Below are 14122 nucleotides of genomic sequence, written 5' to 3'. Positions count from 1 at the left end.
CCGCACCACTCAGCCGTCCCCCCGCGGAGCCCCCCGCCACCCGGCGACCGGCAGCGCGAACTTGGCGACGAGCCGGTCGGTGAAGGAGGCGTGGTGGAGCCGCGCCAGCCGCACCGGCACGGCCCCGCGGCGCACCTCGACCCGTGCGCCGGGCGGCAGTTCGACGCTGCGCCGGCCGTCGCACCAGAGCACCCCGTGCGGCGTCTGCGGCTGCACCTCCACGGCGAGCACCGACTCGGGCGAGGTGACCAGCGGCTTGGCGAAGAGCGCGTGCGCGCTGATCGGCACCATCAGGAGCGCCTCCACCTCGGGCCACACCACGGGACCGCCGGCGGAGAAGGCGTACGCGGTGGAACCCGTCGGGGTGGCGCAGACGACGCCGTCCCCGCCGAAGGCGGAGACGGGGCGGTCGTCGACCTCGGTGACGAGCTCCAGCACCCGCTCACGCGCCGCCTTCTCGACGGACGCCTCGTTGAGCGCCCAGTCGGTGTGCACGGCGCGGCCCTCGCTGCGGACGAGGACGTCGATCGTCATCCGCTCCTCCACCTCGTAGGAGCGGTGCGCCACGCGCTCGACGACCTGGTCGAGGTCGTCGCGCTCCGCCTCGGCGAGGAAGCCGACGCGGCCGAGGTTGACGCCGAGCATCGGCACGCCCGAGGCCCTGGCGAACTCCGCGCCGCGCAGCAGCGTCCCGTCGCCACCGAGCACGACGAGGAGTTCGCACCCCTCGGCCGCGTCCGGCTTCGCCTCGACCGCCTCGACCTCGCGCGGAAGCGGCAGGTCCACCGCCTCCTCGCCGAGGAGCCGCACCCCGAGGCCGCTGCGCAGCAACCCTTGGACGACCAGTTCGGCGCTGCGCACGGCGGCGGGCCGCCCGGTGTGCGCGAGCAGGAAGACCGTCCGGTCGCCTGTTTCGGTACTCGCTGTCACTTGGGCCCCTCCGCCACCGCTCGCTCGACGTCCGCCGGGTCGAGAGCGGGTGCCCCGGCGCGCAGCCACAGGAAGTATTCGACGTTGCCCGAAGGCCCCGGCAGTGGGCTGGCGGCGATCCCGAGCACCCCGAGCCCCTGCTCGGCCGCCTGCCCCGCCACGGTCCGGACCGCCTCGGCGCGCAACTGCGAGCTGCGCACGACACCGCCGCTGCCGAGCCGTTCCCTCCCCACCTCGAACTGCGGCTTCACCATGAGGACGAGATCGGCGCCGGGTGCCGCGCACCGTACCAGCGCGGGCAGGACGAGCCCCAGCGGGATGAAGGAGAGGTCCCCCACCACGACGTCGGCCGGGCGGCCTTCGAGCACCTCGGGCGTCAACTCCCTTACGTTCGTGCGGTCCTTGACGGTGACTCGGGTGTCGCTCCGCAGCGACCAGGCGAGCTGCCCGTAGCCCACGTCGACGGCGACGACGCTCTCGGCGCCGGCACGCAGTAGCACGTCGGTGAAACCGCCCGTGGAGGCGCCGGCGTCGAGCGCCCGGCGCCCGTCGACACGCAGGCCGTGCGGGGCGAACGCCTCGAGCGCGCCCGCGAGTTTGTGGCCGCCGCGAGAGACGTACTGCGGGTCGTCGGAGTCCTCGGTGACGACGAGGGGCGCGCTCGTCTCAACCTGGGTGGCCGGCTTCGCAGCGGGGTTGCCGCCGACGGTGACGCGTCCCGCGGCGATGAGTTGGCTTGCGTGCTCGCGCGAGCGCGCGAGCCGGCGGCGCACCAGCTCCGCGTCGAGTCGGCGTCGTGCCACGGGTCAGCTCCGAGGGGTGGGTCGGTCGAGGGCGGCGAGCGTCTCGCGCAGGCCGCTGTGGACATCCTCGTACACCTCGAGATGGCCGGAGACGGCGAGGTGGTCCGCGTCCGCCAGCCGCGCCAGCCGCGCGTCGACGGGCCCGTGCCCGGTCGGCGTGACGGTGACGCCGAGGGGCCGCGGCCCGTCGTCCGCGGCCTCTCCGGGCTCGGCGCCCGCGCTCCGGTCCGCCTGCTCCGCCTCCGGTCCGCCCGGCGCTTCCGTTTCCGCTCCCTGCGCCGCGGGGGACGCGCCGGGTGTCAGCTCGCTCATGACCCCGACGCTACCCGGTCGCCGCCGCACCGCAGCGGTGCGGCGGTGCGTCCGGTGGCGCGCCGGAACCGGGCCCGCGCGCGAAGAGCCTTACGGAAGTGGCGACTTACCCCGTGGCGCCCGGCGGGACGGCGCCGACTCGCCCTCTGTCGCGGTCCGTTGGGAGTGGCCGCCCGCCGGGGTGAGCAGCGCCACACGTGCACGGCGGCAACCGGGACCTGAGCCCCTGGACAAAAAACGGTTTGGTTAGGTTAACCTAACCGCGGGTTGGTGATCGCACCTCCCGCACCCGCAGTCCGGCGCGACAGCGGGCCGCACGCAGAGGCGCGGCCTCTCGGCGCCGACGGCCCGCCGCGCTGCACGCCGCAAGGAGGAAACGCATGACAGTCTCGGCGACCGAAGCCCCGGCTCCGGCGGTGCCGTTCGAGTTCTTCGAGCTCCAGGTCGTGCGGAAACAGCGGATCGGCGCCAGCATGGTGCGCCTCACCTTCGGCGGCGCACAGTTGGGCCGGCTCGTCTCGGGCGGAAAGGACCAGCGCTTCAAGCTCTTCCTGCCCCACCCCGGCCAGCAGGCCCCCGTCGTGCCCACCGCGTCCGACAACTGGTTCAGCGAGTGGCGCGCCATGGACCCGGGCGTCCGCGCACTCATGCGCACGTACACCGTCCGCGCACTCCGGCGCACGCCGCAGTACCCGGCCGACGAACTCGACGTCGACTTCGCCCTCCACGAGGGCCCCGTCCCCGGCGGCGGCCCCGCCTCGCAGTGGGCGCTCAACGCCTCCCTCGGCGACCCGGTCACGCTGCTGGCGCCCGTCGTCGAGGACAACGGCGGCGTCGACTTCCGTCCCCCGCCCGCCACCGACTGGGTCCTGCTCAGCGGCGACGAGACGGCGCTGCCGGCGATCGCGTCGATTCTGGAGTCCCTCCCGGCGGGCACCCCGGCCCGGGTCTTCCTCGAGGTCCCGCACCCCGAGGACCGGCAGCCCCTGCTCACCTCGGCCGACGCCGAGATCACCTGGCTCGTGCGCGAGGGCGAGGAGCGCCACCGCACCGAGGCCGCCGTCGCCGCCGTTCGGGAGACGAGCCTCCCCTCCGGCACGCCCTACGCGTGGATCGCGGGCGAGGCCGGCACCGTCAAGGCGCTCCGCAGGCACCTCGTACGTGAGCGCGGGGTCGACAGGCGCGCCGTGAAGTTCACCGGCTACTGGCGGCTCGGCATCAGCGAGGAGCAGCTCCTCGCCGAGGCGACCGCCAACGCGCCCGCCGCCGCCTGACGTTCACCATCACCGGCGCCCCCGTGCCGTGGGGGCGCCGCTAGATGCCCAGCCGCCCGAGCGCCTTCCCCGCATCGGCGCGGCAACTGCCCGCTCCCGCAGCGCTCCACGCGGCGGCGCACAGCGCACGGAGCCCGTCGATCGGCTCGCCCTCGCCCTCGAGCGCCAGCTCGTCACCGGCGAGGCGGGCGCGCCAACCCCCGCACGTCCCGGCGCCGTCCTCTCCGACGTCGACTCGGGGGTGCGGCTCCAGCAGCCCGCGCAGGTCGGCCGCGACGTACGTCGGGCGGTGTGCGGGGGGCGCGGCGAGGAGCTGCGCGCCGTCCGTCACCCCCGTGAGGACGAGCAGCGAGGGGACCCCGCCGGCGTACGCCCCCTCGATGTCGGTGTCGAGCCGATCGCCGACGACCAGCGGCCGTTGGGCACCTGTCCGCAGGATCGTCTCCCGGTGCATCGGCGGCAGCGGCTTCCCCGCCACCTGCGGTTCGGGCGGCGTGCGCATCCACCGGGTCGCGATCCGCACGACCTCGACGGCCGCACCGTTGCCCGGCGAGATGCCCCGGCTGCCCGGGAGGGTGAGGTCGGTGTTGGAGGCGAACCACGGCACACCGCGGCCCACTGCGAGCGACGCCTCGATGAGCCTGCCCCACTCCATCGTCGACCCGCCGTACCCCTGGACGACTGCGGCCGGCTCGTCGTCGGCCGACTCCACGGGGACGAGCCCGCGTTCGCGCAAGGCCAGGCCGAGGCCCTCGCCGCCGATGCACAACACCCGTGCGCCTTCGGGAACCTGCTCCGCGACCAACCGCGCGACCGCCTGTGCCGAGGTGATGACGTCCGACGGCTCGGCGGGGATACCGAGTTCGGTGAGGTGCTCGGCGACCGTCTCCCGGGGGCGCGCCGCATTGTTGGTCACGTACGCCAGCGCCATCCCCTCGGCGCGTGCCGCCTCCAGCGAGCGGACGGCGTGCGGCACGGCCTCCCCGCCGGTGTAGACGACGCCGTCGAGGTCGAGGAGCGCAGTGTCGTGGATGCTCCCGAGCGCCCGGGCGCTCGGCTCCGTACGGTCCGCGGGCGGCTCGGCGCCCTTCGCTGCCTGCGAACTCACCATCGTCGTCTGCTCCTTGCACGTGCTCGTGTGGTCTGCCCGCGCGGCTGCGCGGGCCTGCGGTGCCCGGTTTTCCCCTGCCTGCCGGAAGAGGCATAGCATGCACCGATGGCCGCAGAAGGACTGAGACTCACCCCGTTCCGCGGGTTGCGTTACGCCCCGGACCGGGTCGGCAGCCTCGCCGCGGTCACCTCTCCGCCGTACGACGTCGTCGTACGGCCCGACGGCCTGCACCACCTGGAGACGGCCAATCCGTACAACATCGTCCGCCTCATCCTCCCGCACGGCCCCAACGGCTCTCCCGCCGCCCACCACACCCAGGCCGCGCGCACGCTGAACGAGTGGCGCGAGAGCGGCGTGCTGCGCCGGGACGCGCGCCCCGCGCTCTACGTCTACGAGCAGCGCACGCGCTCGGTGCTCCAGCGCGGCCTCGTCGGCGCCCTGCAACTGCCGCGCAGCGAAGGCGTCGTACTCCCCCACGAGGAGGTCATCGACGAGGTCGTCGCCGACCGCGCGGCGCTGATGGAAGCTATCGCCGCCAACCCCGAACCGCTCCTCCTCTCCTACCGGGGAGCCGCCGAAACGACGGGCGCGGCAGCGGTGATCGAACGCGCCGTGCACGGCACGCCCCTCCTCGCCACCACCACCGAGGACGGCACCGAGCACCGCCTGTGGGCGGTGACGGACCCGGCCGAACTCGCCGAAGCCGCAGGGGATCTCGCCCACCGGACGGCGCTCATCGCCGACGGCCACCACCGCTGGGCGACGTACCTGCGCCTCCGCGACGCACACGCGCCGGCCGGCGCCGGGGAGCGCTCCCCCTGGGAGTCGGGCCTCGTCCTCCTCGTCGACACCGACCGCTACCCGCTCCAAGTCCAGGCGATCCACCGCGTCCTGCCCCGGCTCCCCCTGCAACGGGCCCTCGACCTCGCCGCACCGCACTTCCGGGTACGCGCGCTGCACGTCCCGCTGCCGCAGGCGGCCCACGCGCTCCGCGAGACACCGGGCAACGCCTACCTGCTCACGGAGGACGGCGAGACCTTCCACCTCCTCGACGCCCCGGAACCCGGACTTCTCGCGCGAACCGTGCGCACCGACCGTCCCGAGGCATGGCGCTCCCTCGACGCGACGGTGCTCCACTCGACGCTCCTCGACTCCGTCTGGCACGTCCAGGACGTCTCCGGCACGATCGAGTACCTGCACAACACCTCGGCGGCGATCGCCAAGGCCGCATCCTGGGGCGGGACGGCCGTCCTCATGCGTCCCGTCGCCGAGTCGACCGTCCGCGAACTCGCCGAGCAGGGCGTCACGATGCCGAGGAAGTCGACGTCGTTCGGCCCCAAGCCGGCCACGGGGCTGGTCCTGCGCACCCTCGACGGGACGGGCGCCGGAGAGCCTTCCTCTTCGTAACTCCCGTACCTCCGTGGGAGATCGCTCACAACAGCACCGGCTGCACAGCAGCACAGCGGTCCGGCACCGTGGACACCGACCGCATTACCGCCCAACGGCCGTAGCACGTTGGGGTGTTGGCCGCTAAACCGACACCGCCTGTGACGTGCGCCGCTGCCGCAGGGCGGCCTTGCGAGACAGCCGAAATGAGTGATTAGGCTAGCCTTACCTCACCGCCCAGCCGAGCGGTTTCACGTCCCGCGTCAGGAGGACAGTTCATGAGCAGCAGGTCACACCTGCTCAACGACCGGACGGCAGAGACCTACCGGCGCCGTGTCACGGACGGCGTCGAGCGGATCGCCGGCAGACTCGCCGGCACCCAGCGCCCGTTCACGGGCATCACGCCGGACGCGCTCGCCCCGACCGTCTCGGCACCCGACCTGGAGAACCCGCTGGGCGACACGACCGCCGCGCTCGACGAACTGGAAGACGTCTACCTCAGGGACGCCGTCTACTTCCACCACCCCCGGTACCTCGCCCACCTTAACTGCCCCGTCGTCATCCCGGCGGTGCTCGGCGAGGCCGTGCTCAGCGCCGTCAACTCCTCCCTCGACACCTGGGACCAGAGCGCCGGCGGCACGCTGATCGAGCAGCGGCTCATCGACTGGACCGCGCAGCGCCTCGGTCTCGGCGACGCCGCCGACGGCGTCTTCACCAGCGGCGGCTCGCAGTCGAACCTCCAGGCGCTGCTGCTCGCCCGCGAAGAGGCCGTCCTCCTCGCCCGGAAACGCGCCGAAGCCGCAGGCGCAGAGGGCGGGATCGTGCCGAGCACCGCCGACCTTCTGCCCCGGCTCCGCATCCTCACCTCCACGTGCAGCCACTTCAGCGTGGAGAAGTCCGCGAAACTCCTCGGCCTCCCGCACGGGGCTGTCGTCCCCGTCCCCTGCGACGACGACCGGCGGATGCGCCCCGCCGCCCTCGCGGCCGAGCTGGAGCGCTGCGCCGCCGAGGACGCGACGGTGATGGCGGTCGTCGCCACGGCGGGCACGACGGACTTCGGCAGCATCGATCCGCTCCCCCGCATCGCCGACCTCTGCGCGCAGTACGGCACCTGGCTCCACGTCGACGCCGCCTACGGCTGCGGGCTGCTCGTCTCCCGCAGGCGCGGCATGCTCGACGGCATCTCACGCGCCGACTCGGTCACCGTCGACTACCACAAGTCCTTCTTCCAGCCGGTGAGTTCGTCGGCCGTCCTCGTCCGCGACCGCGCCACCCTGCGGCACGCGACCTACCACGCCGACTACCTCAACCCCGAGCACAGCGCACACCGCCGCATCCCCAATCAGGTCGACAAATCGCTCCAGACGACCCGCAGGTTCGACGCGCTCAAGCTGTGGCTGACACTGCGCGTCATGGGCCCGGACGGCGTCGGCGAACTCTTCGACGAGGTCGTCGACCGCGCCGCCGAGGCCGGCCGGCTGCTCGCCGCCGACCCGCGGTTCGAGCTCGTGACGGCGCCGCAGCTCTCCACCCTCGTCTTCCGCTGGGTCCCGGACTCCGACCCGCTGATGGACGCGAAGGACGTCGACCACGCCAACCTCCACGCGCGGGAAGCCCTCTTCGCCTCGGGCGACGCGATCGTCGCGGGGACCGTCGTCGACGGCCGGCACTGGCTGAAGTTCACGCTCCTCAACCCCGAGACGACGCTCGACGACATCTCCGCCGTCCTCGACCTGATCGCCGGGCACGCCCAGCGCCACGTCGACGACCACGCGCACGCGCTCAGCGCCACAGCCTGCTGAACCGCCCCCCGATCCCCCGGAGTTCACGTGCCCACCCCGCACCCCCGCACGGCGCAGGACGACGCCGCGATCCACGACTTCGTCGCCGTCGGCCTCGGCCCCTTCAACCTCGGGCTGGCCTGCCTCACCGAACCCATCGAGGAGCTGGACGGACTCTTCCTCGACGAGCGCGACGACTTCTGCTGGCACCCGGGGATGCTGCTCGACGACAGCACCCTTCAGACGCCCTTCCTCTCCGACCTCGTCACCCTCGCGGACCCCACCTCGCCGTACTCCTTCCTCAACTACCTGAAGGAACACGGCCGACTGTACCCGTTCTACATCCGCGAAAGCTTCTACCCGCTGCGCTCCGAGTTCAGCGACTACTGCAACTGGGCGGCGAACAGGTTGAGTTCGGTTCGCTTCGGCCACCGGGTCACCGAAGTCGTCTGGAGCGAGGAGGAGTCGGCGTACACCCTCCACGTCGAGCTCTCCTCCGGCGGCAGCCGCACCTACCGCGCCCGCCGCCTCGTCCTCGGCACCGGCACCCCGCCGTACGTCCCCGAGCACTGCCGCGACCTCGGCGGCGACGCCGTGCACAACTCCCGGTACCTGGAGCGCAGGGAAGAGCTGCGCGCCAAGAAGAGCGTCACGATCGTCGGCAGCGGGCAGAGCGCCGCCGAGATCTACCACGACCTGCTCCAGGAGTGCGCCGACGACACCTACGAGCTCACCTGGATCACCCGCTCCCCGAGGTTCTTCCCGCTGGAGTACACCAAGCTCACGCTGGAGATGACCTCCCCCGAGTACGCCGACTACTTCCACGCGCTCCCCGAGGCCACCAGGGACGCCCTCGTCGCCGGCCAGAAGAACCTCTACAAGGGCATCAACGGCGACCTGATCGACGACATCTTCGACCTGCTCTACCGCAAGAACAGACGCGGCCGCACCCCGACGAGGCTCCTCACCAACACTGCGCTCACCGACGCGAGTTGGGACGAGGCCACCGGCAGGTACACCCTCGCGCTGCGCCAGGAGGAGCAGCAGGAGGAGTTCACCCACACCACCGACGGCCTCGTCCTCGCCACCGGATACCGGTACCGCGAACCGGAGTTCCTCGCCCCCGTCCAGCACCGCATCGACCGCGACCCCCAGGGCCGGTTCGCCGTACGCCGCGATTACCGCATCGACACCCCGCAGCAGCCCCACGGCGCCCTCTACGTGCAGAACGCGGAGCTGCACACCCACGGCTTCGTCTCCCCCGACCTCGGCATGGCCGCGTACCGCAACTCCTGCATCATCCGGGACATGCTCGGCCGCGAGCACTACCCCGTCGAACGTCGCATCGCCACACAGGAGTTCGGCGCCCCCGGCACACCGGGCACCTATACAGCAGACCCCGAGGGAGCAGCCAGCCGATGACCGACGACATCCGATTCCGCTACGAGGACCCGCAGTTGGGCGAGTTCGCGCTGCGCCCGGTCGCCCCGGAAGCCGACGCGCCCCTGCTGCACTCCTGGCTCACGCACCCCAAGTCGGCCTTCTGGCTCATGCAGGAGGCCCGACTCGACGACGTCGCCGCGGAGTTCGGCAAAGTCGCCGCCTCGCCGCACATCGAGGCCCTTCTCGGCCTCCACCGCGGCGAGCCCGCCTTCCTCACCGAACGGTACGACCCCTCGCGGATCGAACTGGCCGGCCTCTACCCGCACCGCAGCGGCGACGCCGGCATGCACTTCCTCTGCGCACCGACCGGCACCCCGCTCCACGGCTTCACCCTCGCGGTCATCACCACGGTGATGGCGTCCCTCTTCTCCGACGCGCGCGTGCAGCGCGTCGTCGTCGAACCCGACGTCCGCAACACCGCCGTGCACGCGCTCAACAGGGCCGTCGGGTTCGAGGAGATCGGGGAGATCACCAAGCCGGAGAAGCAGGCCCTGCTCAGCATCTGCACCCGCGCCCGATTCGAGGCCGCCACAGGAGTGACTTCAGCATGACCACCCCCCGCACCGACGACCCGCAGCAGGCAGCGGCCCACCTCACCCCCGAGCGCTGGGCCCGCGCCAACCGCCTCCTGATACGCAAGGCGCTCGCCGAGTTCTCGCACGAGCGCCTCCTCGCCCCCGAGCAGCGGTCGGCCCCCGGCGACGTACCGCACCAGTACGCCGTCCGCAGCGACGACGGCGCCACCGAGTACCGCTTCACCGCCCGCCTCGCCGCCCTCGACCACTGGCAGATCGACGCCGACTCCGTCACCCGCCACCGCGACGGCGCCGAACTCCCTCTGGACGCCTTGGAGTTCATCACCGAGGTACGCGGCGCCCTCGGCCTCGGCACGGAGATACTCCCCGTCTACCTCGAGGAGATCAGCAGCACCCTCGCCGGCACAGCGTTCAAGCTCACCAAGCCCGAGACCACCGCCGCCGAACTCGCCGCCGCCGACTTCCAGTCCGTCGAGTCCGGCATGACCGAGGGCCACCCCTGCTTCGTCGCCAACAACGGCCGGCTCGGCTTCGACCTCGCCGAGTACCACGCCTACGCACCCGAGGCCGGCGAGCCCGTCCGCCTCCTCTGGCTCGCCGCGCACCGCGACCGCGCAGACTTCCACACCTCCGCCGACCTCAGCTACGACAAGCTCGTCCGCACCGAGCTCTCGGGCGCCACCCTCCGCCGCTTCTCCGCCACGATGCAGGAACTCGGCCTCGACCTCGACGACTACTACCTCATCCCCGTCCACCCCTGGCAGTGGTGGAACAAGCTCACCGTGACGTTCGCCGCCGAGGTGGCCCGGCGCCACCTCGTCTGCCTCGGCCACGGCGACGACGACCACCTGGCACAGCAGTCGATACGCACCTTCTTCAACGCCAGCAACCCGCAGAAGCACTACATCAAGACGGCGCTCTCCGTCCTCAACATGGGCTTCCTGCGCGGCCTTTCGGCTTCGTACATGGAGGCGACCCCGGCCATCAACGACTGGCTCGCCGACCTCATCGCCGAGGACGACGTCCTCCGCGACACCGGCCTCGCCGTCCTCCGCGAGTGCGCCACCGTCGGCTACCACCCGGCAGCGTACGAGGCAGCGGCCCCCAAGGGCTCCCCGTACCTCAAGATGCTCGCAGCCCTGTGGCGCGAGAGCCCCGTGCCGCTCCTCGCACCGGGCGAGCGCCTCGCGACCATGGCGTCGCTCCTCCACACCGACCACGCGGGCGACTCCTACGCCGGCGCCCTCATCGCCCGCAGCGGCCTCCCCGCCGCCACCTGGTTCCGGCGCTACCTCGACGCCTACCTCACTCCGCTCCTCCACGCCTTCTACGCGTACGACCTCGTCTTCATGCCGCACGGCGAGAACGTGATTCTCGTCCTCGACGAACAGGGCGCACCGCAGCGGGCCATCTTCAAGGACCTGGCCGAGGAGATCGCGGTGATGAGCGAGGACGCCGTACTCCCGCCCGAGGTCGAGCGCGTCCGCGCGGCCGACGTCCCCGAGGACGTGAAGGTCCTCTCGCTCCAGACCGACATCTTCGACTGCTTCTTCCGGTTCCTCAACGGAATCCTCGCCTCCGAAGGCGTACTCGACGAGGACACCTTCTGGTCGACGGTCGCCGAGTGCATCCGCGACTACCAGAAGTCCAACCCGCACCTCGCCGAACGCTTCCGCCGCTACGACCTGTTCACCGACGAGTTCGCGCTCTCCTGCCTCAACCGCCTCCAGCTCCGCAACAACCGCGAGATGGTCGACCTCCAGGACCCCTCGGGCGCACTCCAACTGGTCGGCAACCTCCACAACCCCCTCGCCCGCTTCCGCCCCTGACTCGCCCTTCCGCGCTCAACACCTGCGCAGCCTCCCTCAGAAAACGGCCCCGAGCTCAACCGAGCCCGGGGCCGTGCCCATCCTCACCGCCTGAACCAGGCGACCAAACCGTCCTCAGTCCCGGCGCTCCCCACCGTCCTCGGAACTCTCCGCCTCGCTTCCCACACCCGAACCGGCCCCATAACCAAGGCCGTCCTCGCTCCGTCCGCCCTCGGAACCCGCACCGTCACCAGTGGCATCCGGGCCGCCCTCAGCACCCTGCCCGCTCTCAGGACCTGCGCCACGGTCATCGGCACCCGGGCCACCCTCGGACCGCATGCCACTCTCGGAACCGGCGCCGTCCCTGCCGGTACCTAGGCCGCCACCGGACCGCACGTCACTCTCAGCAGACTGGTCGCTCTCGAAATCTGCGCTGTCATCTACCGGACCCGGACCGTCCTCGGCCTTCGGCCCGTCGTTGCTCTCCGTCCCCGAGGCCGCTGCCTCGCCACCCTCCCGGGCGTCAGCGCCGGCGCCCCTGGACTCACTCTTCGCCTCGACGTCCCGCTCCGACCCCGCGTCGGAGGAGCCCGAACCTGCCTGTGCGGTGGTGGAGTTGGCATCGGTTCTGGGCGAGTCTCCGTGCACCTGGCGCAGGGCCTCGGCCCGCTGCTCCCGGCTCGACGTGCGGGCCTCATCGACCGGCTCGGTGTCCGCTGCCTCCTCGGCTTCGGGGTCGAGCGCGTCCACGAACTCCACCCCGTCGAGCTCAGCGAGGCGGTCCGAGGCGTCGGTCACCCCGTTCTGGTCGGACTCGACCGTCTTGGCGAACCACTCGCGGGCCTCGTCCTCCCTGCCGACCTCCAGCAGCGCGTCCGCATACGCGTAACGCAGCCTGGCAGCCCACGGCTGAGTGGAGTTCGACGCCAGCTCCTGACTCTGCAACGTCACCACCGCGGCCTCGGGCTGCCCCAGGTCACGCCGGGCCCCCGCAGCGACGAGGCGCATCTCGACCTGCCCCGCCTTGTCCAACTGCTTGACCTCGGGCTCACCGGCCATCGCCAATGCCTTTTCCGGACGCCCCAGTCCGCGCTCGCAGTCGGCCATCACGGGCCAGAGGTGCTGGAGGCCCGTCATACGTCGAGCAGCCCGGAACTCGGCCAACGCCTCGGCATACTTCTGCACCGCATACGCCGCGAACCCGGCCGCCTCCCGCACGGACGGCACTCTGGAAGCGAGCCGCAACGCGATCTTGGCGTGCTTGTAGGCGAGTTCGGGCTCCTCGTCGAGCAGACGCGCAACCATCACCAGATTCCGCCCGACATCCTCGGCGAGAGTCTTCGGCAGGCTCATCAACTCCTGCCTGACATCCCGATCCAACTCCTCGACGCTCACGTCCTCGGGAATCGGCATCCTCCGCACAGGCTCCCGCTCATGCCGAGCCCCCTGCCCACGATCCCGCCGATCCTCCCCGAACCGACCACCACCACGACGCTCCCCGGAGCGCCCGCCCCGATCGTCCCGGAACCGCCCTCCACCACGTCCACGGTCATCGCGGAACCGGCCACCATCACGTCCACGGTCATCGCGGAACCGGCCACCATCACGTCCACGGTCGTCCCGGGACCGGCCACCATCACGTCCACGGTCATCGCGGAACCGACCCCCGCCACGTCCCCGGTCGTCTCCGCCGCGCCCCCTGTCATCCCGGAACCGTCCCCCACCGCGCCCGCGGTCGTCCCCGGGACGCCCACCGCGACCCCGCTCCTCATCGAACCGTCGGCTACGGCCCTGCTCTCCATCGCGCCCACCACCGCGGTCGTCCCGACGAGCCCCCCGCCCGTCGTCCCGACGACCACGGCCGTCCCCGCGCTCGTCACGCTGTCCATAGGGACGCCGTCCCTCACGCTCATCCCGCTTGTAGGGCCTCTCCCCACGGTCACGGTCGCGGTCGTCCCGGCGATACGGACGCCCCTCGCGACCCCGGTCGCCGTCACGGCCCCCGTAGCCACCGCGGCCCTGGCTCCTGTCCCGCTCACCGTATGTACTGCGGTCACGTCGCTCCGGCCGCTCCTCGCCCCGCCGGTCGTCACGACGGGAGCCACGGCCCCGCTCGTCGTCCCCCGAACCACCACGCCAACGCGGTCCGTCCCGACGGTCGTTGCGTCCACCGCCCGGCCGGTAACCCCCGCGACCGCCGTCTCTTCCCCGCCTCTGCTCCTCACGGCGACCGTCACGCGCGCGGTCCTCGCCGCGCTGGTACCCGGACTGATCCGAACGACGCGGCGGCCGATCCTCCGGCGAGTTGGTGGACATCGAGATGACTCCTGTCTGCGGCTGCTGCACATTCATTCTCACGCAGCACGCGGTACGGCGCCTTCCGTACATGAACCGCAGCGGACGGCGCAGACCAACAAAACAAAAAAGGCCCCTGGCCTCCAGCGTCTGAACGCTGGGGGCCAGGGGCCTCACTAATAGTTCGGCGGTGTCCTACTCTCCCACACACTCCCGTATGCAGTACCATCGGCGCAGAAAGGCTTAGCTACCGGGTTCGAAATGTGACCGGGCGTTTCCCTCACGCTATAACCACCGAAACACTCACCCACACGCCGTGACACACGCACGCGCTACCGGGCCGAGCGAACAACACACTCTTCAGATAGAACCGAAGCAGCCGTTCGTTGTTTCAGAACTGCACAGTGGACGCGAAGCCTCTATGGACAAGCCCTCGGCCTATT

Annotated in this window: 11 protein-coding genes, 1 rRNA gene and 1 pseudogene; 6 read left to right on the top strand and 7 right to left on the bottom strand. The window is 71.7% G+C overall.

Annotated elements, in window-relative coordinates; all coding sequences use genetic code 11:
* Positions 1-9: 9 nt before the first annotated feature.
* Genes F603_RS0100065 through F603_RS0100055 form a run of 3 tightly spaced genes read right to left on the bottom strand, consistent with a single transcriptional unit; the run spans position 10 to position 2045 of the window.
* Positions 10-930, bottom strand: a complete 921-nt coding sequence (locus F603_RS0100065; protein WP_019543987.1) for an NAD kinase — start codon at positions 928-930, stop codon at positions 10-12.
* Positions 927-1733, bottom strand: a complete 807-nt coding sequence (locus tag F603_RS0100060; protein WP_019543986.1) for a TlyA family RNA methyltransferase — start codon at positions 1731-1733, stop codon at positions 927-929. Before F603_RS0100060 ends, F603_RS0100065 begins: the two co-directional genes overlap by 4 nt.
* Before the next feature lie 3 nt (positions 1734-1736).
* Positions 1737-2045 carry a hypothetical protein gene (locus F603_RS0100055; RefSeq protein WP_019543985.1) on the bottom strand — a complete coding sequence of 103 codons (309 nt, stop codon included), beginning with the start codon at positions 2043-2045 and terminating at the stop codon, positions 1737-1739.
* A 380-nt stretch (positions 2046-2425) separates the two neighbouring features.
* On the opposite strand from F603_RS0100055, the gene F603_RS0100050 reads away from it, so the two are divergent.
* Positions 2426-3319: a siderophore-interacting protein gene (locus F603_RS0100050; protein ID WP_019543984.1), complete on the top strand. Its 894-nt coding sequence runs from the start codon at positions 2426-2428 to the stop codon at positions 3317-3319.
* A gap of 40 nt (positions 3320-3359) precedes the next feature.
* On the opposite strand, the gene F603_RS0100045 is transcribed toward F603_RS0100050, so the two are convergent.
* On the bottom strand, positions 3360-4430 hold the full coding sequence (locus tag F603_RS0100045; protein ID WP_019543983.1) for an HAD hydrolase-like protein: 1071 nt from the start codon (positions 4428-4430) through the stop codon (positions 3360-3362).
* A 105-nt stretch (positions 4431-4535) separates the two neighbouring features.
* Here F603_RS0100045 and F603_RS0100040 point away from each other — a divergent pair, with 105 nt between their 5' ends.
* The 5 genes from F603_RS0100040 (at position 4536) to F603_RS0100020 (ending at position 11405) form a co-directional block, all read left to right on the top strand.
* Complete coding sequence (locus F603_RS0100040) at positions 4536-5837, top strand: DUF1015 family protein (protein ID WP_019543982.1); 1302 nt, start codon at positions 4536-4538, stop codon at positions 5835-5837.
* 257 nt (positions 5838-6094) lie between these two features.
* Positions 6095-7618, top strand: a complete 1524-nt coding sequence (locus F603_RS0100035) for a pyridoxal phosphate-dependent decarboxylase family protein (protein WP_019543981.1) — start codon at positions 6095-6097, stop codon at positions 7616-7618.
* A 27-nt stretch (positions 7619-7645) separates the two neighbouring features.
* A complete protein-coding gene (locus tag F603_RS0100030) occupies positions 7646-9019 on the top strand; it encodes a lysine N(6)-hydroxylase/L-ornithine N(5)-oxygenase family protein (protein WP_019543980.1) in 1374 nt (457 codons plus the stop codon).
* A complete protein-coding gene (locus tag F603_RS0100025; protein WP_019543979.1) occupies positions 9016-9591 on the top strand; it encodes a GNAT family N-acetyltransferase in 576 nt (191 codons plus the stop codon). The genes F603_RS0100030 and F603_RS0100025 overlap by 4 nt, the downstream gene beginning before the upstream one ends.
* On the top strand, positions 9588-11405 hold the full coding sequence (locus F603_RS0100020; RefSeq protein WP_019543978.1) for an IucA/IucC family protein: 1818 nt from the start codon (positions 9588-9590) through the stop codon (positions 11403-11405). The genes F603_RS0100025 and F603_RS0100020 overlap by 4 nt, the downstream gene beginning before the upstream one ends.
* Before the next feature lie 714 nt (positions 11406-12119).
* Here the strand turns inward: F603_RS0100020 and F603_RS31290 are convergent.
* The 3 genes and pseudogenes from F603_RS31290 to rrf form a co-directional block, all read right to left on the bottom strand.
* Positions 12120-12797: pseudogene (locus F603_RS31290) on the bottom strand (hypothetical protein); the annotation flags it as partial.
* Complete coding sequence (locus F603_RS0100010) at positions 12776-13621, bottom strand: hypothetical protein (protein WP_019543976.1); 846 nt, start codon at positions 13619-13621, stop codon at positions 12776-12778. The pseudogene F603_RS31290 and the gene F603_RS0100010, both read right to left, overlap by 22 nt.
* A gap of 240 nt (positions 13622-13861) precedes the next feature.
* Positions 13862-13978, bottom strand: a 5S ribosomal RNA gene (rrf, locus tag F603_RS0100005).
* Between the last annotated feature and the right edge of the window lie 144 nt (positions 13979-14122).

This window comes from Streptomyces sulphureus DSM 40104, from assembly GCF_000381025.1.
Taxonomy (GTDB): Bacteria; Actinomycetota; Actinomycetes; order Streptomycetales; family Streptomycetaceae; genus Streptomyces; species Streptomyces sulphureus.
The sequence above is the reverse complement of the archived record's forward strand: the minus strand, read 5'-3'. Positions and strand labels throughout refer to the sequence as shown.